The sequence below is a fragment of the Paraburkholderia sp. SIMBA_054 genome (assembly GCF_046534875.1).
Lineage (GTDB): Bacteria > Pseudomonadota > Gammaproteobacteria > Burkholderiales > Burkholderiaceae > Paraburkholderia > Paraburkholderia hospita.
In genome coordinates this window covers 333,479-354,375 of sequence record NZ_JAWRXV010000002.1, presented here as the reverse complement: position 1 = coordinate 354,375, position 20,897 = coordinate 333,479, and the positions used below count along the sequence as shown (strand labels likewise).

19 protein-coding genes and 2 tRNA genes are annotated in these 20,897 nt (G+C 61.6%); 19 read left to right on the top strand and 2 right to left on the bottom strand.

The genetic code is table 11. The features are described from left to right. The first annotated feature begins 35 nt into the window (after positions 1 to 35). Positions 36 to 1,136 carry a chorismate synthase gene (gene aroC / locus SB822_RS04395; protein WP_090835382.1) on the top strand — a complete coding sequence of 367 codons (1,101 nt, stop codon included), beginning with the start codon at positions 36 to 38 and terminating at the stop codon, positions 1,134 to 1,136. Positions 1,137 to 1,206: 70 nt separating this feature from the next. Then, positions 1,207 to 2,670: a tetratricopeptide repeat protein gene (locus SB822_RS04390; RefSeq protein ID WP_090835383.1), complete on the top strand. Its 1,464-nt coding sequence runs from the start codon at positions 1,207 to 1,209 to the stop codon at positions 2,668 to 2,670. A 78-nt stretch (positions 2,671 to 2,748) separates the two neighbouring features. Here SB822_RS04390 and SB822_RS04385 read toward each other — a convergent pair whose 3' ends face one another. After that, a complete protein-coding gene (locus SB822_RS04385) occupies positions 2,749 to 4,422 on the bottom strand; it encodes an electron transfer flavoprotein-ubiquinone oxidoreductase (RefSeq protein ID WP_090835386.1) in 1,674 nt (557 codons plus the stop codon). 187 nt (positions 4,423 to 4,609) lie between these two features. Here SB822_RS04385 and SB822_RS04380 point away from each other — a divergent pair, with 187 nt between their 5' ends. Continuing rightward, complete coding sequence (locus tag SB822_RS04380; RefSeq protein WP_007585451.1) at positions 4,610 to 5,383, top strand: SDR family oxidoreductase; 774 nt, start codon at positions 4,610 to 4,612, stop codon at positions 5,381 to 5,383. 206 nt (positions 5,384 to 5,589) lie between these two features. Continuing rightward, complete coding sequence (locus SB822_RS04375) at positions 5,590 to 6,018, top strand: acyl-CoA thioesterase (protein WP_090835387.1); 429 nt, start codon at positions 5,590 to 5,592, stop codon at positions 6,016 to 6,018. 76 nt (positions 6,019 to 6,094) lie between these two features. On the opposite strand, the gene SB822_RS04370 is transcribed toward SB822_RS04375, so the two are convergent. Further along, complete coding sequence (locus tag SB822_RS04370) at positions 6,095 to 6,640, bottom strand: PAS and helix-turn-helix domain-containing protein (protein WP_007585455.1); 546 nt, start codon at positions 6,638 to 6,640, stop codon at positions 6,095 to 6,097. 313 nt (positions 6,641 to 6,953) lie between these two features. Between SB822_RS04370 and SB822_RS04365 the strand changes: the two genes are divergently transcribed. From SB822_RS04365 to SB822_RS04295, 15 genes are all read left to right on the top strand, one after another. After that, complete coding sequence (locus SB822_RS04365) at positions 6,954 to 7,658, top strand: CoA transferase subunit A (protein WP_007585457.1); 705 nt, start codon at positions 6,954 to 6,956, stop codon at positions 7,656 to 7,658. Positions 7,659 to 7,661: 3 nt separating this feature from the next. Continuing rightward, the gene (locus SB822_RS04360; RefSeq protein WP_007585459.1) at positions 7,662 to 8,303 is read left to right on the top strand and encodes a CoA transferase subunit B; all 642 of its coding nucleotides are present in this window, start codon (positions 7,662 to 7,664) and stop codon (positions 8,301 to 8,303) included. A gap of 206 nt (positions 8,304 to 8,509) precedes the next feature. Beyond that, the gene (locus SB822_RS04355) at positions 8,510 to 9,430 is read left to right on the top strand and encodes an alpha/beta fold hydrolase (RefSeq protein ID WP_090835389.1); all 921 of its coding nucleotides are present in this window, start codon (positions 8,510 to 8,512) and stop codon (positions 9,428 to 9,430) included. 106 nt (positions 9,431 to 9,536) lie between these two features. Next, positions 9,537 to 9,890: a RidA family protein gene (locus SB822_RS04350; RefSeq protein WP_035990403.1), complete on the top strand. Its 354-nt coding sequence runs from the start codon at positions 9,537 to 9,539 to the stop codon at positions 9,888 to 9,890. A gap of 61 nt (positions 9,891 to 9,951) precedes the next feature. Continuing rightward, positions 9,952 to 12,192: a RelA/SpoT family protein gene (locus tag SB822_RS04345; RefSeq protein ID WP_079500187.1), complete on the top strand. Its 2,241-nt coding sequence runs from the start codon at positions 9,952 to 9,954 to the stop codon at positions 12,190 to 12,192. Positions 12,193 to 12,290: 98 nt separating this feature from the next. Beyond that, positions 12,291 to 12,367: transfer RNA gene (locus SB822_RS04340), tRNA-Val, on the top strand. 284 nt (positions 12,368 to 12,651) lie between these two features. Beyond that, on the top strand, positions 12,652 to 14,559 hold the full coding sequence (gene thrS / locus SB822_RS04335; RefSeq protein WP_007585467.1) for a threonine--tRNA ligase: 1,908 nt from the start codon (positions 12,652 to 12,654) through the stop codon (positions 14,557 to 14,559). Positions 14,560 to 14,607: 48 nt separating this feature from the next. After that, complete coding sequence (gene infC / locus SB822_RS04330) at positions 14,608 to 15,132, top strand: translation initiation factor IF-3 (RefSeq protein WP_079482295.1); 525 nt, start codon at positions 14,608 to 14,610, stop codon at positions 15,130 to 15,132. 251 nt (positions 15,133 to 15,383) lie between these two features. Further along, on the top strand, positions 15,384 to 15,581 hold the full coding sequence (rpmI, locus tag SB822_RS04325; RefSeq protein WP_006052501.1) for a 50S ribosomal protein L35: 198 nt from the start codon (positions 15,384 to 15,386) through the stop codon (positions 15,579 to 15,581). 29 nt (positions 15,582 to 15,610) lie between these two features. Then, a complete protein-coding gene (gene rplT / locus SB822_RS04320) occupies positions 15,611 to 15,970 on the top strand; it encodes a 50S ribosomal protein L20 (RefSeq protein ID WP_007585475.1) in 360 nt (119 codons plus the stop codon). Between the two features lie 159 nt (positions 15,971 to 16,129). Further along, positions 16,130 to 17,143: a phenylalanine--tRNA ligase subunit alpha gene (gene pheS, locus SB822_RS04315; RefSeq protein ID WP_167449574.1), complete on the top strand. Its 1,014-nt coding sequence runs from the start codon at positions 16,130 to 16,132 to the stop codon at positions 17,141 to 17,143. Between the two features lie 169 nt (positions 17,144 to 17,312). Then, positions 17,313 to 19,745 (top strand): phenylalanine--tRNA ligase subunit beta, encoded by a 2,433-nt coding sequence (gene pheT, locus SB822_RS04310; RefSeq protein WP_090835397.1) that lies wholly within the window; start codon positions 17,313 to 17,315, stop codon positions 19,743 to 19,745. 54 nt (positions 19,746 to 19,799) lie between these two features. Continuing rightward, on the top strand, positions 19,800 to 20,210 hold the full coding sequence (locus SB822_RS04305) for an integration host factor subunit alpha (RefSeq protein WP_007585478.1): 411 nt from the start codon (positions 19,800 to 19,802) through the stop codon (positions 20,208 to 20,210). 54 nt (positions 20,211 to 20,264) lie between these two features. After that, a complete protein-coding gene (locus SB822_RS04300) occupies positions 20,265 to 20,669 on the top strand; it encodes a MerR family transcriptional regulator (RefSeq protein ID WP_090835402.1) in 405 nt (134 codons plus the stop codon). Between the two features lie 72 nt (positions 20,670 to 20,741). Beyond that, a tRNA-Pro gene (locus tag SB822_RS04295) sits at positions 20,742 to 20,818 on the top strand. The last annotated feature ends 79 nt before the right edge of the window (positions 20,819 to 20,897 follow it).

The window sequence follows — 20,897 nt, the reverse complement described above, 5'->3', positions numbered from 1 at the left end:
ATGACGTTCTCCCCGCATTTCTTTGGACGACGCTCATGTCCGGCAATACCCTCGGTACGCTCTTCACCGTCACGACCTTCGGCGAATCGCATGGCCCGGCCATCGGCTGTGTGATCGACGGCTGCCCGCCGGGCATGTCGCTCGTCGAAGCCGACATCCAGCTCGAACTCGACCGCCGCCGGCCAGGCACGTCGCGTCATGTGACGCAGCGCCAGGAAGAAGACAAGGTCGAGATTCTCTCGGGCGTCTTCGAGGGCAAGACGACGGGCGCGCCTATCGCGCTGCTGATCCGCAACACGGACCAGCGCAGTAAGGACTACGGCAACATCGTCGAAACGTTCCGTCCTGGCCACGCCGACTACACCTACTGGCAGAAATACGGCATTCGCGACCATCGTGGTGGCGGCCGGTCGTCGGCGCGCCTGACGGCGCCGACGGTGGCGGCGGGTGCCGTCGCGAAGAAGTGGCTGCGCGAGAAGTTCGGCGTGGAGATTCGCGGCTATATGGCGGCGCTCGGCGAGATCGACGTGCCGTTCGTCGACTGGCAATACGTGCGCGAAAATCCGTTCTTCGTGCCGAATGCGGATATCGTGCCGCAGCTCGAAACGTATATGGACGAATTGCGCAAGGACGGCGATTCGATCGGCGCGCGCATCAACGTGGTCGCATCGGGCGTGCCCGTCGGCCTTGGCGAACCGCTGTTCGACCGCCTCGACGCCGACATCGCGCACGCGATGATGGGCATCAACGCGGTGAAGGGCGTCGAGATCGGCGCGGGTTTCGAAAGCGTGCGGCAGCGTGGCTCCGTGCATGGCGACGAACTGACGCCGGAAGGCTTCGTCGGCAATCATGCGGGCGGCGTGCTCGGCGGTATTTCGACGGGGCAGGACATCACCGTGTCGATCGCCATCAAGCCGACGTCGAGCATCCGCACGCCGCGCCGTTCGATCGATAAAAACGGCCAACCCGCCGTCGTCGAAACGTTCGGGCGACACGATCCGTGCGTCGGCATTCGCGCGACGCCGATCGCCGAGGCGATGCTCGCGCTCGTGCTGATCGACCACGCGCTGCGGCACCGTGCGCAATGCGGCGACGTCACCGTCGATACGCCGAAGATCGCTGCCAGCGCGCCCTGACGTGCAACGCCATTCGGCGTAACGTCGAAGCCATTCGGCAGAGTCGCTGGTTCCTGATGGGGCGGTCCACATGAACACTATCGATCCCACCGCCGCCGATCCGCTCACGCCGCTGCGTGCGCGCACGGCCTTGCCCGACGCCGTCGCGACCGACTGGTTCGCGCTCGGCAACGCGCTGCTCCAGCGCGCGAACGGCGACAAGGCGCTGCTGCGCGAAGCCGTCGATGCGCTGATGCGGGCGCATCGGCTCGACGCGAATTGCGACGCGAGGCTATTGCACGGCATCGCGCAGACGGCCTTCATCCTGCGCGACTGGGCGCTCATCGAATCTTCCACCGCACTTCTGCTGGCGCGCGATGCCAATGATGCTAACGCGCTCGTCTGGCGCGCGGCCGCCGTCCAGGAGCGCGATGATTTCACCGAAGCGCAGCGCCTGCTGCAAGAAGCGGCGCGGGCGGCGCCCGGCAATCATGTCGTCTTGCACAAGCTCGCGTTGTGCATCAAGGAACAAGGCCGCTTCGGCGAAGCGGAAGCGCTATTGCGTCGCGTGCTTGAGCTGACGCCGGACAACGCGCACGCGCTTTTCGATCTGTCGGAACTGGAAGTGCGCGCGGGGCGTTACGCGCAAGGATGGCTCGACTATGAAGCACGCATCGCCTTCGCGCACGATTCGAACGCCGCGCGGGCGGCGCTCGCCGCCATCTGTCCGAACTGGCGCGGCGAGTCGCTGGCGGGGAAGACGCTCGTCGTCTATGGCGAGCAGGGCAACGGCGACTGCCTGTGGTCGGTGCGCTTTCTGCCGCTGCTCGCCGAGCGCGCGCAACGTGAAGGCGGCCGCGTGATTTTTGGTTACGCGGGGCCGATGCAGCATCTGTTCGAACGCATGCTGCCGGACGGCATCAAGATCGAAACGAGCCTCGACACGAAGCCCGATTACCACTGCGGGTTGATGAGCTTGCCGTTGCGTTTGGGCATCAACGATCCGTCGGTGTGGGGAAGGCCGTATCTGAGCGCCGATCCGGCGCGTGCCGAGGCGTGGCGCGAGCGCGTCGCTGGCGCCACGGCGGCGGGGAATCGCAAGGTCGGCCTTGTCTGGAACGGCAATCCCGATCACATCCGCGACAGGCGGCGCTCGGTGCCTGCGCATGAGATCGCGCGGATTCTGGATGTGCCGGGCGTGACGTTCTTCGCGATTTCACCGGAGCGCGAGCAGACGGTCGGACAATGGCGCGCGCAAGGCGTCGATATCGTCGATCTGACGCCGCAGTTCACGGCCGGGTTCGACGATGTGGCCGCGCTGCTTGTCAACCTCGACGCGCTCGTCACCATCGACAGCGGTCCCGCGCATCTGGCGGGCGCGCTCGGTGTGCCCACCTGGCTGATGCTCGATCACGTGTCCGCATGGTTCTGGGGCGAGGAGACGGAGCGTACGCCGTGGTATCAGACCGTCGAGCTGTTTCGTCAGCCGTCTGCTGGCGCGTGGGCGGCCGTGCTCGACCGCGTGCGTGCCCGACTTGAAGCGCTGACGGAGTGAGCCGGATAATTTCCGCAACGGCATGCGAAAACGCCGCTCATCGAGCGGCGTTCTGCTTTGCGGACGACGCGGTTTGCGTCACATATTCGGATAGTTCGGACCGCCGCCGCCTTCGGGCGTCACCCACACGATGTTCTGCGTCGGGTCCTTGATATCGCAGGTCTTGCAGTGGACGCAGTTTTGCGCGTTGATGACGAGGCGCTCGCTGCCGTCGTCGTTCTTCACGAACTCGTAAACAGCGGCGGGGCAGTAACGGCTTTCAGGGCCTGCATAGGTTTGCAGGTTCACCTTGACGGGCACCGACGGGTCTTTCAGCGTCAGATGCGCAGGCTGGTTCTCTTCGTGATTCGTGTTCGAGATGAACACCGACGAGAGACGGTCGAACGTGAGCTTGCCATCCGGCTTCGGATACTCGATCGGCGTGCACTGCGATGCCGGTTTCAGCATCTCGTGATCCCAATGCTGGTGGTGCAGCGTCCACGGCACGTTGCCGCCCAGCAGTTTCTGTTCGATGCCGACCATCAACGTGCCGAGATACAGGCCCTTGCTCATCCACTGCTTGAAGTTGCGTGCGCGATAGAGTTCGGTGTGCAGCCACGAAGTCTTGAACGACTCGGGATACGCGGTCAGTTCGTCGCTATGGCGGCCGGCCTGCACGGCATCGAACGCGGCGTCGGCCGCGAGCATGCCTGTTTTGATTGCCGCGTGCGAACCCTTGATCCGCGACGCGTTCAGGAAGCCTGCATCGTCGCCCACGAGGGCGCCGCCCGGGAAAGCGAGCTTCGGCAGCGACAGCAGGCCGCCCGCCGTAATCGCGCGAGCGCCATACGACACACGCTTGCCGCCTTCGAGAAACTTGCGAATTTCCGGATGCGTCTTGTAGCGCTGGAATTCCTCGAACGGCGACAGGTACGGATTCGAATAGCCCAGACCAACGACAAAGCCCACCATCACCTGGTTATTGTCGATGTGATAGAGGAAAGAGCCGCCGTAAGTCTGCGTATCGAGCGGCCAGCCTGCCGTGTGGATAACCAGACCCGGCTTGTGCTTCGCCGGATCGATTTCCCACAGTTCCTTGATGCCGATGCCGTAGACCTGCGGATCGGCGCCATCGCGCAGCTTGAATTTGTCAGACAGTTGCCGGCCGAGATGCCCGCGCGCGCCTTCGCAGAACAGCGTGTACTTCGCGTGCAGTTCCATGCCGAGCTGGAAGTTTTCGGTCGGCTCGCCGTCCTTGCCGATGCCGAGATTGCCCGTTGCGACGCCTTTGACCGAGCCATCTTCGTTGTAAAGCACTTCAGCGGCAGCAAAACCCGGAAAAATCTCGACGCCCGCCGCTTCGGCCTGTGTCCCCAGCCAGCGCGTGACGTTAGCAAGACTGATCACATAGTTGCCGTGATTCTTGAAGTTGTCCGGCAGCGCCCAGTTCGGCACCGATTTCGCCCCTGTTTCGGAGAGAAACAAAAATCGGTCCTCGGTCACTTCAACGTCCAGCGGCGCGCCTTTTTCCTTCCAGTCCGGAATCAGTTCGTTCAGCGCGCGCGGGTCCATCACGGCGCCCGAGAGGATATGCGCCCCAATTTCCGAGCCTTTTTCGAGCACGCAGACGCCGATCTCGACGCCTTTTTCCGCAGCACGCTGCTTCAGGCGAATGGCCGCCGACAGGCCCGCCGGGCCGCCGCCGACGATCACCACGTCATATTCCATCGACTCGCGCGGGCCGTATTGCTCGATCAGACTTGCGGGGGTCATTGATGCTCCTGTTACCGTTAGAATGCTTTTTTCGGGATCGTATTGTCAGCGAACGATCCCTGCGCTGCAACACAATGAGGCAAGATTAGCACGATCGTTCTATTATTGTGAACTGGGAATTACGCCATGCCCTGCGCGATGCGTGAGCATGTTATCCCGTCACATCCACGTTCCAAGGAAAACGACAATGGGCCGTTCGATCAATCTGGAAGGCAAGGTGGCGCTGATTACGGGCGCGTCGAGTGGACTCGGCAAGCGGTTTGCCATGGTGCTGTCGCAAGCGGGCGCCAAGGTCGTGCTGGCAAGCCGACGAATCGAACGCCTGAAGGAATTGCGCGCCGAGATCGAGGCGTCGGGCGGCGCGGCGCACGTCGTTTCGCTCGATGTGACCGATTACCAGAGCATCAAGTCGGCCGTCGCGCATGCCGAGACCGAGGCGGGCACGATCGATATCCTCGTCAACAACTCGGGCGTTTCGACGACGCAAAAGTTGACGGAAGTGACGCCCGCCGACTTCGAATACGTGTTCGACACGAACACGCGCGGCGCCTTCTTCGTCGCGCAGGAAGTGGCCAAGCGGATGATCATGCGCGGCGCCAATAACAAGCCGTCGTACCGGATCATCAATATTGCTTCGGTGGCGGGCTTGCGGGTGCTGCCGCAGATCGGGCTTTACTCGATGAGCAAGGCGGCCGTCGTGCACATGACGAAGGCGATGGCGCAGGAGTGGGGCCGGCACGGCATCAATGTGAACGCGATCTGCCCGGGGTACATCGATACCGAGATCAATCACCATCATTGGTCGACCGATCAGGGGCAGAAGCTGATTTCGATGCTGCCGCGGCACCGCGTCGGCAAGCCGGAAGATCTCGATGGGCTGTTGCTGCTACTCGCCGCTGACGAATCGCAATTCATCAACGGTTCGGTGATCGCCGCCGACGACGGCTTCGGCCTGTCGTGACGGGCGCGGCCCCGCTGAAGACCGCGCTTTTCGCGACGCTCAGAGCAGAAAAACGCGAAACGCGCGATCATTGACACCCTTGTGCAACGTCCGCATCGCGCGGCGCGTTGCGCAGTCGAATCTGGCCGCCGCGCCTTGCAGTGCGGCCAAAGCCGAGTGCGGCCCAGCCGTTCCGTTTCCCCGATTTAAACCGTAGAAGAAGTGCGATGAGCGATTACCACCCCGTTTTTGAGATGTCGATGCCGATCCGTTGGGGCGACATGGACGCGTTCGGCCATGTGAACAACACGGTCTATTTCCGTTACATGGAGCAGGTGCGGATTTCCTGGTTCGAGCAGCTAGGCATCGCCGGCGGCAATGGCGAAGGGCAGGGGCCCGTGATCGTCAATGCATCGATGGAATTTCTGAAGCAGCTGCACTATCCGGGCGACGTGATCGGCCGCATGACGGTCGGCGTGCCGGGGCGCAGCAGCTTCGATACGGGCTTCGAGCTGTACCGTGCGGACGATCCTGACACGTTGTATGCGCGCGGCAATGCGAAGTGCGTGTGGATCGACTATGCGGCGGGCACGTCGGTGCCGCTTCCCGATCTTCTGCGCTCGACCATCGAAAACGCTCATCTCGTGAAGGTCTGAGCACATTCCTCGCGCGTCGGCTGTCACGGCTGGCGCCGCTCCCCGCTCCCCCCGTTCCCCGATTTACAAGCGGAAGTCAGTTTCCGAGCAGGCGCTGCAACAGTTCAGTCGCGTTGCCCGTGTCATATTTGCGCATCAGCCGCGCGCGGTAGACGTCGACGGTGCGCGAACTGATGTCGAGAATCCGGCCAATCTGCTTGCTCGTTTTCCCCGTCACCAGTTGCGCGGCGATTTCGCGCTCGCGCGGCGTCAGTTCGACGGCGACGCGTCGGGTCGCGCTCAGATCCTCGAAAGTCCAGACGCCCGCTGCGTGCGGCATTGCGCGGTCGAGCGAGCGGCCCGTCACGTGGCACCAGAACAGCTCGCCGTTGGTGCGCTTCATGATGCGGTCGTCGGCGTAGCTGCCTTGCGCCGTCATGATGGGCGGAATGCGTTCACCGATGCGCTCGAACTCGTCGGGCGACGGATACAGCACCGCGAACGATTGCCCCAGCAACGATTCGCGCGAGCGGCCGAAGATCGCGGCGAGCTGGTCGTTGCAGTCTTCGATGATCCGCTCGCGCGATAGCACGAGACCGATCGGCGCGAGATGAAAAGCGGTTTGGTAATCCAGTTCGGGCATGAAATCAGCGAAGGAATGCGGTACGAATACTTATGTATTTTTGCGTATTGTGCCGCAAGGCCGCCGCATCGTACCCTTTCGGCACATCACAAGATGCGCGGTTGGCGTGCGTGAGCACTTCTTTGCAATGTTTTGCACATGTCGCGCCACCGTTCGCCGCAGATGACTAGAATGGCGTTTCGGGCCAGGCCCGCAGCGCCCCGGCAACCGGTTCAGTGTCGCGAAAGCGCGCAGGAACACGCAGCCAGTCGATATAAGAACGGCGTCGCATCGATCCGGATTTCGGGTATCCAATCAAGGAAGGGACACACTGATGAACAAAGTCTACGCAAGCGCGGCGTCCGCGCTCGAAGGCATCGTCAAGGACGGCCAGACATTCGCTGTCGGCGGCTTTGGCCTGTGCGGCATTCCCGAAGCGCTGATCGCCGCCCTGCGCGATTCGGGCGTCAAGGGCATCACCTGCATCAGCAACAACGCGGGCGTCGACGGCTTCGGCCTCGGTCTGCTGCTGGAAACACGCCAGATCAAGAAAATGATCTCGTCGTATGTGGGTGAGAACAAGGAATTCGAGCGCCAGTACCTGGCGGGCGAACTCGAACTGGAATTCACGCCGCAAGGCACGCTCGCCGAAAAGCTGCGCGCGGGCGGCTCGGGCATTCCGGCGTTCTTCACGAACACGGGCTACGGCACGATCATCGCGGACGGCAAGGAAACGCGCCAGTTCGGCGAGAACCACTACGTGCTCGAACATTCGCTGACGGCCGACGTCGCGCTCGTCAAGGCATGGAAGGCCGACAAATCGGGCAACCTGATCTACCGTCGCACCGCGCGCAACTTCAACCCGATGTGCGCGATGGCCGGCAAGATTACGGTCGTGGAAGTCGAAGAGATCGTCGAGACGGGTGAACTCGATCCGGACGCGATCCACACGCCGGGCATTTTCGTGCAGCGTATCGTGCTGAACGCGAACCCCGAAAAACGTATCGAACAACGCATCGTCCGCGCGAAAGGAGAATGAACCATGGCTTGGAATCGTGACCAGATGGCCGCGCGCGCGGCGCAGGAACTGCAGGACGGTTTTTACGTGAACCTCGGCATCGGCCTGCCGACGCTCGTCGCCAACCACGTGCCCGCGGGCATGGAAGTGTGGCTGCAATCGGAAAACGGCCTGCTCGGCATCGGCCCGTCGCCGTATGAAGACGAAGTCGACGCCGATCTCATCAACGCCGGCAAGCAGACCGTGACGACATTGCCCGGTTCGTCGATTTTCTCGTCGGCCGATTCGTTCGCGATGATTCGCGGCGGCCACATCAACCTGGCGATTCTCGGCGCGATGCAGATCAGCAAGAAGGGCGATCTGGCGAACTGGATGATCCCGGGCAAGATGATCAAGGGCATGGGCGGCGCGATGGACCTCGTCGCGGGCGTGAAGAAGGTCGTCGTGCTGATGGAACACGTCGCGAAGGGCGACCAGCACAAGATTCTCGAGGAATGCACGCTGCCGCTGACGGGCGTGGGCGTGGTCGACCGGATCATCACCGACCTCGGCGTGATCGATGTAGTCGATGGCGGCCTGAAGCTGGTCGAACTGGCCGACGGTGTCACTGTCGACGAGATCAAGGCGAAGACGGGCGCGCCGCTCGACACGAGCGCAGTGGGCTGATGTTCTTCGTCCGGCTTCACGCCGGATTGGGTTGACGTGAAGATTGACGTGAAGCGGGCGCGATGCAGGTCGTGCCCGCTTTTCATTTGGTTTTGTGCTTTTGTCCTATGCCGTTTGACCGATGAGAGATCAGGGCGAAGCGGTTTAGAATCGATCGTGTTCCGTGCGCCTTTGCACGCTGCCTTATTTCGATCGAGGGAGTTCTGATGACCGCCACGCCTGTCGCCGTTTCGCCCGCAATCAGTTCCGCCGTGCCTCGTCAACGCTACGTTCAATGCGCGAGCCCTGTGGGCCTGCATCACATCGCGTACACCGAATGGGGCGCGCCCGACAACCCGCGCGTGCTGGTCTGCGTGCATGGTCTCACGCGCTCGGGGCGTGACTTCGACCGGGTCGCGGCGGCGTTGTCGTCGGTGTATCGCGTGGTGTGTCCTGACGTGGTCGGGCGCGGCTTGTCGTCGTGGCTCGCCAATCCCGCTTATTACATGATTCCGCAGTATGTCGGCGACATGGTCACGCTCGTTGCGCGGCTCGGTGTGGAGTCGGTGGACTGGTTCGGCACATCGATGGGTGGGCTGATCGGCATGGCCTTCGCCGGGCTGAAGGACTCGCCCATTCGAAAGATGATCGTCAATGACGTCGGCCCGCATGTCGAGCCGGTCGCGCTCGAGCGTATCGGCAGTTATCTGGGGCAACCGGTATCGTTCGCCACGCAGCAGGAAGTGATCGATCATGCGGCGTTGCTCGCGCAATCGTTCGGTCCGCTGACGCCGGAAGAATGGCGCGAGATCAATTCGCCGCTCGTGCACGAGCGTGACGGCGCATGGCGCTTTCGCTACGACCCGCGCATCGCGGAGCCGTTCACGAAGACCACGCCCGAACTGACGGCGCTCGGCGAGGCGGCGCTGTGGCAGTCGTTTGCGGCGATCGAGGGGCCCGTGCTGGTCGTACGCGGCGAGCAATCGGATCTGCTGTCCCGCGAAACCGTCGCGCAGATGATCGAGAAGGGACGCAATGTATCGAGCGTTGAAATCCCCGGTGTGGGTCACGCGCCAGCCTTTCTCTCCGCTGATCAGATCGATATCGTGAAACGGTTCTTTATCGGGGACGGCGCTGACGCGTCATAATATGAGATTGGCGCGGCGTCGTTGACCGATCTTGAAGGATCGGGGTGCACGCAAAACGCATCGCCGCGCAGCGTCGTTTTTTCATTCTCAACGGACAGGACATTTCATGGCAGTCATTCGTCATCACGTCGGCAAGCGTCTTTCGGAAACCGCTGTGCACAACGGCACTGTCTATCTTGCTGGCCAGATCGCCGAGGACACCGATCAGGACATCGTCGGTCAAACGCGCGAAGTGCTGGGCCACATCGACCGTCTGCTCGGTGAAGTCAATAGTGACAAGTCGCTGCTGCTGTCGGTGCAGATCTACATTTCGGACATGGTGCATTTCGCCGGCATGAACGCGGCGTGGGACGAATGGGTCGCGCAAGGCAACACGCCGCCGCGGGCAACTGTCGAGGCGAAGCTCGCCAACCCGAAGTGCCTCGTCGAAGTGGTCGTCGTCGCTGCGCAGCGCAGCTAGGCAGGCCATCACGTTTCAAGCATTTGCCTGACCGCCCGCGTATGCCGCGGGCCGCCGCATGATGAACACCGACACCGTCACGACCGCTCCGAACCCAACGCCGTCCTTCGACGACGCACTCGCGTTCGTGCGCGAGCACGCGGGCGATGCGCGCCTGTCGTCTGGCGAGCCGCTCGCCGACCATGCTGCAGGCACGGCCGCCATCATGCGCACGCTCAACGTCGATCCGCCTGCAGTGCTGGCGGCGGCGTTGTTCTCGCTGACGCCGCATCTGGCGAACCCCGAGCAGACCATCGCCGACAATTTCGGCGAGGAAGTCGCGCAACTGGTCGGCGACGTGCGCAAGCTGCTGCGGCTCGGCACCGTGAGCATGCGCGCGGCGCAGAATGCCATGCCCGAAGCGGGCCGCGATGCGCAGGCCGCGCGCCGCGCGCAGGTGGAGGCGCTGCGCAAGATGCTGCTCGCATTCGCGCAGGACATCCGCGTCGTGCTGATCCGGCTTGCTTCGCGGCTGCAATCGTTGCGCTACTACGCTGCGGCGAAGATCACGCCTACCCCGGACGTGGCGCGCGAGACGCTCGATATCTACGCGCCGCTCGCAAACCGGCTCGGCATCTGGCAATTGAAGTGGGAACTCGAAGACCTCGCGTTACGCTTCGAGGAGCCGCAAACCTACAAGCGGATCGCGAAGCTGCTCGACGAGAAGCGCGTCGAGCGCGAAACCTATGTGGCCGAGGCGATCGCGCAGTTGCAACGGGAGCTGGCGGCCGCGCATATCAACGCCGAAGTGAGCGGCCGGCCAAAGCATATCTACAGCATCTGGCGCAAGATGCGCGGCAAGGAACTCGACTTTTCCGAGCTCTACGATGTGCGCGCGTTTCGCGTCATCGTGCCGGACATCAAGGATTGCTACACGGTGCTCGGCATCGTGCACAACCTGTGGCAGCCGGTGCCGAAGGAATTCGACGACTACATCTCACGGCCCAAGCCGAACGGCTACAAATCGCTGCACACGGTCGTGATCGGCGACGACGGCCGCGCGTTCGAAGTGCAGATCCGCACGCAGGAAATGCATCAGTTCGCCGAGTATGGCGTGGCTGCGCACTGGCGTTACAAGGAAGCGGGCACGCGCGGGTACGGCGGGCAGTTCAGCGCCAGCGAGAAGTACGACGAGAAGATCGCATGGCTGCGTCAGCTGCTTGCGTGGAAGGACGATGTGTCCGAAGGCAAGCCCGGTGAAAAGGGCGCTGCCAGACCATGGGAGCAGCTTCGCCAGGCGACGCTCGACGACGACCATATCTATACGCTCACGCCGCAGGCGCGTGTGCTTCCGCTGCCGCAAGGTGCGACGCCGCTCGATTTTGCGTATCACCTGCATAGCGAACTGGGACATCGTTGCCGCGGCGCGCGCGTCGACGGTGCGATGGTGCCGTTGAACACGCCGTTGCAGAATGGGCAGACGGTCGAGATCATCGCGGTGAAAGAGGGCGGTCCGTCGCGCGACTGGCTCAATCCGCAGCTTGGCTATCTGCAAAGTAATCGCGCGCGCCAGAAGGTGCGCGCGTGGTTCAACGCGGTCGAAGTCCAGGAGAACATCGCAACGGGGCGCGCGATGGTCGAAAAGACCTTGCAGCGCGAAGGCAAGACGTCGGTCAATCTCGATCAGCTTGCTGCGAAGCTCGGGTTCAAGTCCACCGACGATCTGTTCTCGGTGGTCGGCAAGGAAGAGTTCAGCTTGCGGCTCGTCGAGCAGGCGCTGAACGATGCGCCGCCGGCAGAGCCCGTCGTCGAAGCGCCCGAGCAGTTCGAGAAGCGCAGCAGCGGCGCGAGCGTTGCGCATGGCGCGTCGACGGGTGTGCTCGTCGTCGGCGTCGACGCGTTGCTCACGCAGCTCGCGCGTTGCTGTCGCCCAGCGCCGCCCGACGACATCGCGGGCTTCGTCACGCGCGGCAAGGGCATGTCGATACATCGCAGCGACTGCCCGACGTTCCTGCGCATGGCCGAGCGCGCGCCGGAGCGCGTGCTGCAAACGGCATGGTCCGCGGACGTGATGAGCGGGCGTGGCAAGTCGGTCTATCCCGTCGATCTCTCGATCGAAGCCACCGACCGGCAAGGTTTGCTGCGCGATATCTCCGAAGTATTCGCGCGCGAGAAGATGAACGTGGTTGGCGTAAAGACGCAGTCGCGGCGCAACGCTGCGTTCATGCAGTTCACGGTGGAAGTGTGGAGCGCGGCGCAGATCCAGCGCGCGTGCGCGATGCTGGGCGAAGTAGCGGGCGTCGTCAGGGCCACGCGCAAGTGATGATATTGGCCCTGCGCGAAGCCGGCATTTGGATTTTGATGTCGCCGCATAAAAACGCTTGCCAACTTTCTCAACGCTCCATATAATCTCGTTTCTCTAGGCTCGTAGCTCAGCTGGTTAGAGCACCACCTTGACATGGTGGGGGTCGTTGGTTCGAGTCCAATCGAGCCTACCAACGAATCTGAAACTTCGGCTTGCCGATGTTTCGCAAACGCAAGTAGCAATGAGCGCTTCGGCGTAAATGGCGAATCAAGCGAACATGGTTATGACACCGCGAACGTTGACCGGAACTGTTTCGGAGCGACGCTAGTCGAGGACCACTTTCGCCCTTGTTGTTTGCAGCAGTCTTGCAGAAATGTGAATGCGGCCCCTCGAAAGCGGGGCCGCATTTTTTTTGTCGTGCTTTTTAGTCTTTAAGTCTTGTTGCCTGTGCCGCCGGCCGGCATTACGGAGAACGCAATGGTTTCGATACGACTGCCCGATGGTTCTGTTCGACAGTACGAGCATCCCGTGACCGTCGCCGAAGTGGCGGCCTCGATCGGCCCTGGTCTCGCGAAGGCGGCGCTCGGCGGTAAGATCGACGGTGAACTGGTCGATACGTCCGCGCTGATCGATCGCGATGTCTCGCTCGCGATCGTCACGGACAAGGACGCCGATGGCCTCGACATCATTCGCCACTCGACGGCGCATTTGCTCGCGTACGCGGTGAAGGATCTCTTTCCCGAGGCGCAGGTGACGATCGGGCCGGTGATCGACAACGGCTTCTACTACGACTTCTCGTATAGCCGTCCCTTCACACCCGAAGATCTTGAGAAGATCGAAAAGCGCATGCAGGAGCTCGCGAAGAAGGACGAGCCGGTGTCGCGCCGCGTAGTGTCGCGCGATGAAGCCGTCGAGTACTTCAAGAGCATTGGTGAGAAGTACAAGGCTGAGATCATCGAATCGATTCCCGCAAGCGATGAGATCAAGCTGTACTCGCACGGCGGCTTTACGGATCTGTGCCGTGGCCCGCACGTCCCGTCGACGGGCAAGCTGAAGGTCTTCAAGCTGATGAAGCTCGCGGGCGCGTACTGGCGCGGCGACTCGAAGAACGAGCAATTGCAGCGTATCTACGGCACGGCCTGGACGAAGAAGGAAGATCAGGACGCGTATCTGCACATGCTCGAAGAGGCGGAAAAGCGCGATCACCGCAAGCTCGGCAAGCAGCTCGACCTGTTCCACATGCAGGACGAGTCACCGGGCATGGTGTTCTGGCATCCGCGCGGCTGGACGTTGTGGCAGCAGGTCGAGCAATACATGCGCCGTCGCGTGAACGACGCGGGCTACCTCGAGATCAAAACGCCGATGATCATGGACCGCTCGCTGTGGGAAGCGTCCGGTCACTGGCAGAATTATCGTGAAAACATGTTCACGACGGAGTCGGAAAAGCGCGACTACGCAATCAAGCCGATGAACTGCCCGGGTCACGTGCAGGTGTTCAATCATGGCCTGCGTTCGTACCGCGATCTGCCGCTGCGTTATGCGGAGTTTGGCTCGTGCCATCGGAACGAATCATCGGGCGCGCTGCACGGCCTGATGCGTGTGCGCGGCTTCGTCCAGGATGATGCGCATATTTTCTGTACCGAAGACCAGTTCATCAGCGAATCGATCGCGTTCAACACGCTTGCGATGAGCGTCTATAAGGATTTCGGCTTCGACAACGTTGAGATCAAGCTGTCGCTGCGCCCCGACGCGCGCGCGGGTACGGATGAAACCTGGGATCGCGCCGAGCAGGGCCTGCGTGACGCGCTGACGGCGTGCGGCGTGAACTGGGAAGAATTGCCGGGCGAGGGCGCGTTCTACGGTCCGAAGGTCGAATATCACATCAAGGATGCGCTCGGCCGTTCGTGGCAGTGCGGCACGCTGCAGCTCGACATGGTGCTCCCCGAGCGCCTCGGCGCCGAGTACGTGGCGGAGGACAATAGCCGCCGCCGCCCGATCATGCTGCACCGGGCAATCGTCGGATCAATGGAGCGTTTCCTCGGCATTCTGATCGAGCACCATGCCGGTGCAATGCCTGCCTGGCTGGCGCCGATGCAGGTTGTCGTGATGAATATCGCGGAAAGTCAGGCGGAATACGCACAATCTCTGGCCCAATCGTTGCAAAAACAAGGGGTTAGAGTGGAGGCCGATTTGCGCAACGAGAAGATTAGCTATAAAATACGCGAGCACACGCTGGAAAAGGTGCCGTATCTGCTGGTCGTCGGCGATAAAGAGCGTGATGCACAAACGGTAGCCGTGCGTGCCCGTGGCGGTGTCGATCTGGGCGTGATGTCCCTCGATGCCTTCAGCGAGCGTCTGCGCCAGGACGTGCAGTCGTTCAAGTAACCACCAGGCAGCGCGGCTCGTTTTTTTAATTTTTAGAGGAAACGTAACATCGCTACTGATAAGTCGTCGCATCGCATCAACGGTGAAATTACTGCACCCGAGGTGCGTCTGGTCGGAATCGACAACGAACCGCTCGGCATCGTAAAACTGGCTGATGCTTTCCGCCTGTCGGAACAGCAGGACGTGGATCTGGTTGAAATCGCCCCGCAAGCGGTTCCTCCCGTCTGCCGCCTGATGGACTACGGCAAGTTCAAGTACCAGGAAGCGAAGAAGCAGCACGAGGCCAAGCTCAAGCAGAAGGTCATTCAGGTCAAGGAAGTCAAATTCCGGCCGGGTACGGATGACGGTGACTACAACGTCAAGCTGCGCAATCTCGTCCGCTTCCTTGAAGATGGCGACAAGACGAAGATCACGTTGCGTTTCCGTGGCCGCGAAATGGCTCACCAGGAAATCGGCATGCGTATGCTCGAGCGTCTGCGTACCGATCTGGATGAAGTCGGTCAGGTCGAGCAGATGCCCAAGATGGAAGGCCGCCAGATGATCATGGTGCTGGCGCCGAAGAAAAAGAAGTAAGTAGACGTTCGCTGCGCATCTCAATGTGCGCGGCGCGTTTGTCGGAAAGTTAGAGTCGCGCGTCGTCGAAGGCGGCGTGTGCAAGCAGGTTTCGGAATGCGCTCGCAGTTTTACAGCGTGCGTTCTTCCTGAAAAGCAGCGGTCAGCAGTTCAGGCCGTCTGCATACCAAGTGGAGTGGGTTTCAAAGGGCGGATGAGGGCTTTCTGGGCCAACCGCACACCCATGTCCATCAAATAATGGAGTAGTTGTCATGCCGAAGATGAAGACCAAGAAGAGCGCTGCAAAGCGCTTCGTGGTTCGTCCGGGCGGTACCGTCAAGCGCGGTCAAGCCTTCAAGCGCCACATTCTTACCAAGAAGACCACCAAGAACAAGCGTCACCTGCGCGGCTCCACGGCAGTTCATGATTCCGATCTGAACTCCGTACGCGCGATGCTGCCGTTCGCCTAACCCTTAACCGACACTCATAGGAGCGAAACATGCCTCGAGTCAAACGTGGGGTTACCGCACGGGCCCGCCACAAGAAGATCATCAAACTGGCCAAGGGTTACCGCGGCCGCCGCAATAACGTCTATCGCATCGCCAAGCAGGCGGTCATGCGCGCAGGCCAATACGCCTACCGCGATCGCCGCAACAAGAAGCGTGTGTTCCGCGCACTGTGGATCACGCGTATCAACGCGGCGGTGCGTCAGCACGACATGACGTACAGCGTGTTCATCAACGGCCTGAAGAAGGCGTCGATCGAACTCGACCGCAAGGTGCTGGCCGACATGGCTGTGTTCGACAAGGCTGCTTTTGCTGCGATCGTCAAGCAGGTGAAAGCCGCCGTTGCAGCCTGAGTGCGCTGTTAGCATCTAGTACTGCGTGGTTCGTTGCAGCGAACAATCCGGTAGTCTCGGTGACGCTGCAACAAAAACGGGGCTCCTCACCGAGCCCCTTTTTTGTTGGTCGAGCCAGTTTTACTTCGATTGAATACTGACGTTGAAAAGATGGGATCAATGGATCTGGACCAGATTGTCGCCGACGCAAAAGGCGCCTTTGAACAAGCCTCAGACGTCACCACGCTCGAAAACGAGAAGGCACGCTTTCTCGGCAAGTCGGGCGCACTGACGGAACTGTTGAAGGGGCTCGGCAAGCTCGATCCCGAAACGCGCAAGACGGAAGGCGCGCGGATCAACATCGTCAAGCAGCAGGTCGAAGCCGCGCTGACGGCGCGCCGCCAGGCGCTTGCCGACGCGCTGCTGAACCAGCGTCTCGCGGCCGAAGCTATCGACGTCACCTTGCCCGGCCGCGGTGCGGGCACGGGCAGCCTGCACCCCGTTATGCACACGTGGGAGCGCGTCGAACAGATTTTCCGCACGATTGGTTTCGACGTGGCCGACGGCCCGGAGATCGAAACCGACTGGTACAACTTCACGTCGCTGAACAGCCCGGAAAACCATCCGGCGCGTTCGATGCAGGACACGTTCTACGTCGACGGCAAGGACGCCGAAGGCCGTCCGTTGCTGCTGCGCACGCACACCAGCCCGATGCAGGTCCGCTACGCGCGCACCAACACGCCGCCTATCAAGGTGATCGTGCCCGGCCGCACGTACCGCGTAGACAGTGACGCGACGCACTCGCCGATGTTCAATCAGGTCGAAGGCCTGTGGATCGACGAGAACATCAGCTTCGCCGACCTGAAGGGCGTCTACACCGACTTCCTCAAGAAATTCTTCGAGCGCGACGATATTCTCGTGCGCTTCCGTCCGTCGTACTTCCCGTTTACCGAGCCGTCAGCCGAGATCGACATGATGTTCGAGCATGGCAAGAACGCCGGTAAGTGGCTCGAAATTTCGGGCTCGGGCCAGGTTCACCCGACGGTGATCCGCAACATGGGCCTCGACCCCGAGCGCTATATCGGCTTTGCATTCGGCAGCGGCCTCGAGCGTCTGGCGATGCTGCGTTACGGCGTTCAGGACCTGCGTCTGTTCTTTGAAAACGACCTGCGCTTCCTGCGCCAGTTCGCCTGAGGCGAGCCTAAGCGTAGAGCGTGAGCCAACAGGCTTTAAGCACGCGACGAGAGCGGCATGGCATTCGGCAACCTGAGTGCCACGCTGCAAACAGCGCCTCCAGCTTGGTGCCGACATTGTCGACATACTGGCCGGATGCGGACACAACCTGTTTAGAACGTACAGAACCATGCAATTCCCGGAATCCTGGCTCAGAACCTTTGTCGATCCGCAACTGACGACGGACGAACTGTCGCACGCCCTGACGATGGCCGGTCTCGAAGTGGAAGACCTGCGTCCCGCTGCGCCGCCGACGTCGAAGATCGTGGTGGGCCGCGTGCTCGAAGTCGTCAAGCACCCGGACGCGGACAAGCTCAACGTGTGTCAGGTCGACGCCGGCACGGGCGCGACGCTGAACATCGTGTGCGGCGCGCCGAACGTGTCGCCCGGCATCAAGGTGCCCGTCGCATTGGTGGGCGCGCAACTGCCGCCTGCCGAAGAGGGCGGCGCGCCGTTTGAGATCAAGCTCTCGAAGCTGCGCGGCGTGCAAAGCGAAGGCATGCTGTGCTCGGCGCGCGAGCTGAAGCTGTCCGAAGATCATAGCGGCCTCTTGATCCTGCCGGAAGATACGCCGATCGGCCAGGATATCCGAGAAACGCTGAACCTCGACGACACCGTGTTCGAAATCAAGCTGACGCCGAACAAGGCCGATTGCCTGTCGGTGTTCGGCGTCGCGCGCGAGACGGCTGCGATCACGGGTGCGCCGCTGCGTCCGCTCGACATCAAGCCCGTCGAAGTCAAGCTCAATGAAACGCTGCCCGTGAAGATTTCGGCGCCAGACCTGTGCGGCCGTTTCTCGGGCCGTGTCATTCGTGGCGTGAACGCGCGCGCAAAGTCGCCGGCGTGGATGGTCGAGCGTCTCGAACGTTCCGGTCAACGAAGCATTTCGGCGCTGGTCGACATTTCGAACTATGTGATGCTCGAACTCGGCCGTCCGTCGCACGTGTTCGATCTGGACAAGATTCACGGCAGCATGGACGTGCGCTGGGGCAAGCTCGGCGAGTCGCTGAAGCTGCTGAACGGCAACACCGTCGAAGTGGATGAAACGGTCGGCGTGATCGCCGACGATCACCACATCGAAAGCCTCGCGGGCATCATGGGCGGCGACAGCACGGCCGTCACGCTCGATACGACCCACATCTATCTCGAAGCCGCGTTCTGGTGGCCCGATAGCATCCGTGGCCGTTCGCGCCGTTATAACTTCTCGACGGACGCGGGCCATCGCTTCGAACGGGGCGTCGACTATTCGACAACCGTCGACCATATCGAACGGATCACGCAGCTGATTCTCGACATCTGCGGCGGCGAGGCCGGTCCCGTCGACGATCAGATCGTCAACGTGCCGAAGCGTGCGCCCGTGAAGATGCGCGTCGCGCGCGCGAACCGCATCATCGGCGTGGCGATCAGCGCTGACGAGATCGCGCAGATCTTCACGCGCCTTGGCCTGCCGTTCGAGCGCGAAGGCGATGACTTCCTCGTGACGCCGCCGCCGTATCGCTTCGATATCGAAATCGAAGAGGACCTGATCGAAGAAGTCGCGCGCATTTACGGCTTCGAGAAAATTCCGGCGCGTCCGCCCGTGGCGCGCAGCGAGATGCGCCGCACGCACGAAACGCAGCGCTCCATTCACATGCTGCGTCACGCGCTCGCCGCGCGCGATTACGCGGAAACGGTGAACTTCAGTTTCGTCGATACCGAATGGGAGCAGGATTTCGCGGGCAACGACAAGCCGGTGCGCCTGTTGAATCCGATCGCGAGCCAGCTGTCGGTGATGCGCACGACGCTGTTCGGCAGCCTGATCAACGTGCTGCGCCATAACCTGAACCGTCGCGCGGACCGCATTCGCGTGTTCGAAGCGGGCCGCGTGTTCCTGCAGGACGCGTCGATCAAGGCGGGTGAACTGGCCATCGAAGGCTTCGCGCAACCGAAGATGATGGGTGCGCTCGCATACGGTCCCGTCGCCGAAGAGCAGTGGGGCGCGCAAACGCGTGCCGTCGACTTCTTCGACGTGAAGGGCGATCTCGAAGCGTTGCTGGCACCTGCCGTCGCGCGCTTCGTGAAGGCTGAACATCCTGCGTTACATCCGGGACGTAGCGCGCGCATCGAACTCGATGGCCATGCGATCGGCTGGATCGGCGAACTGCATCCGCGCTGGATGCAGAAGTACGACCTGCCGCATGCGCCGATCCTGTTCGAAGTCGAAGCAGAGGCGCTGATGCAGCGCGCGCTGCCGGCCCCGACGGAAGTGTCGAAATTCCCGCCCGTGCGGCGCGATATCGCGATCGTCGTCGATCAGAAAATCGAAGTTCAGGCGCTCTTTGACGAGATGCAAAAGGCGCTTTCGGACGAGGCTTGCAAGACCATTCAAAGGGTTGCGCTTTTCGATGAATTTCGTGCAAAATCAAATACTTCCGGCGGGCTGGCAGCGCACGAGAAAAGCCTTGCGTTCCGTGTAACCTTGCAAGATACTGGTGGCACCCTTCAGGATGAAACGGTCGATCTGGCCATTCAGACTCTGGTGGATCGTCTTGCTCGAGTATATGGCGCCCGGTTGCGCGGATAACCGATAACGGCTGTTCCGCAAGTTCCGTTCTGGTTGACGCGCCATTTGACAGATATGAATGAAATGAACTCGAGTGATTTCGAAGCCCTTCTTACGGCGCAGCGTAGCGCCATGATTCGCGATATCCCTACCTCAACCGCCAGCGCGTCGGGCGAAGCGCCGACGCTCACCAAGGCTGAGCTTGCCGAGCTGCTGTTCGACAACGTCGGGCTCAACAAGCGGGAAGCGAAGGACATGGTCGAAGCGTTCTTCGAGGTAATTCGCGACGCGTTGGAGAGTGGCGACAGCGTCAAGCTGTCCGGCTTCGGCAACTTCCAGTTGCGCGACAAGCCACAGCGTCCGGGCAGAAATCCGAAAACGGGCGAGGCGATTCCTATCGCCGCGCGCCGCGTCGTGACGTTCCACGCAAGTCAAAAGCTGAAGGCGCTGGTCGAGAACGGCGCTGAAGAGAGCTTCGCGCGCTGATCGATTCGCGCGCCCGCGCAACCACTACGACGGTTATCCGACCGCTAACTGACGATGACAGCGACGATCGAAAAAGTCGTCTTGCCTCCGATTCCCGCGAAGCGCTACTTCACGATCGGTGAAGTCAGCGAACTATGCGGAGTGAAACCGCATGTGCTGCGGTATTGGGAGCAGGAGTTCACGCAGTTGCGTCCGGTGAAGCGCAGGGGCAATCGCCGGTACTACCAGCATCACGAAGTGCTGCTGATCCGGCGGATCCGCGAACTGCTGTACGAGCAGGGCTTCACGATCAACGGCGCGCGCAACCGGCTCGATGCGCATGGTGCCGGTCAAGCCGCGGAAGGCGAGGGCGAAGTGGTCGAAGGTACGGTCATGCAACCGACCGCGACCACGGCCACGGTCGATGTCGATCAGTTGCGCAAGGAGTTGCTGCAAGTGATCGACCTGCTCGGGCATTGAACGATTTAGTTGTATCGAGATTGATTGTTGCAGTTCTATTCGCGTGAAGGGTCTGTTATAATTTCATGCTTTCGGGGCGTAGCGCAGCCTGGTAGCGTACCTGCATGGGGTGCAGGTGGTCGGAGGTTCAAATCCTCTCGCCCCGACCAGAAAGACAAAAAGGACTTACGGTGTCATGCCGTAAGTCCTTTTTTCTTTTGCGCCGCCGTTCTGCACGTGTCCCGGATA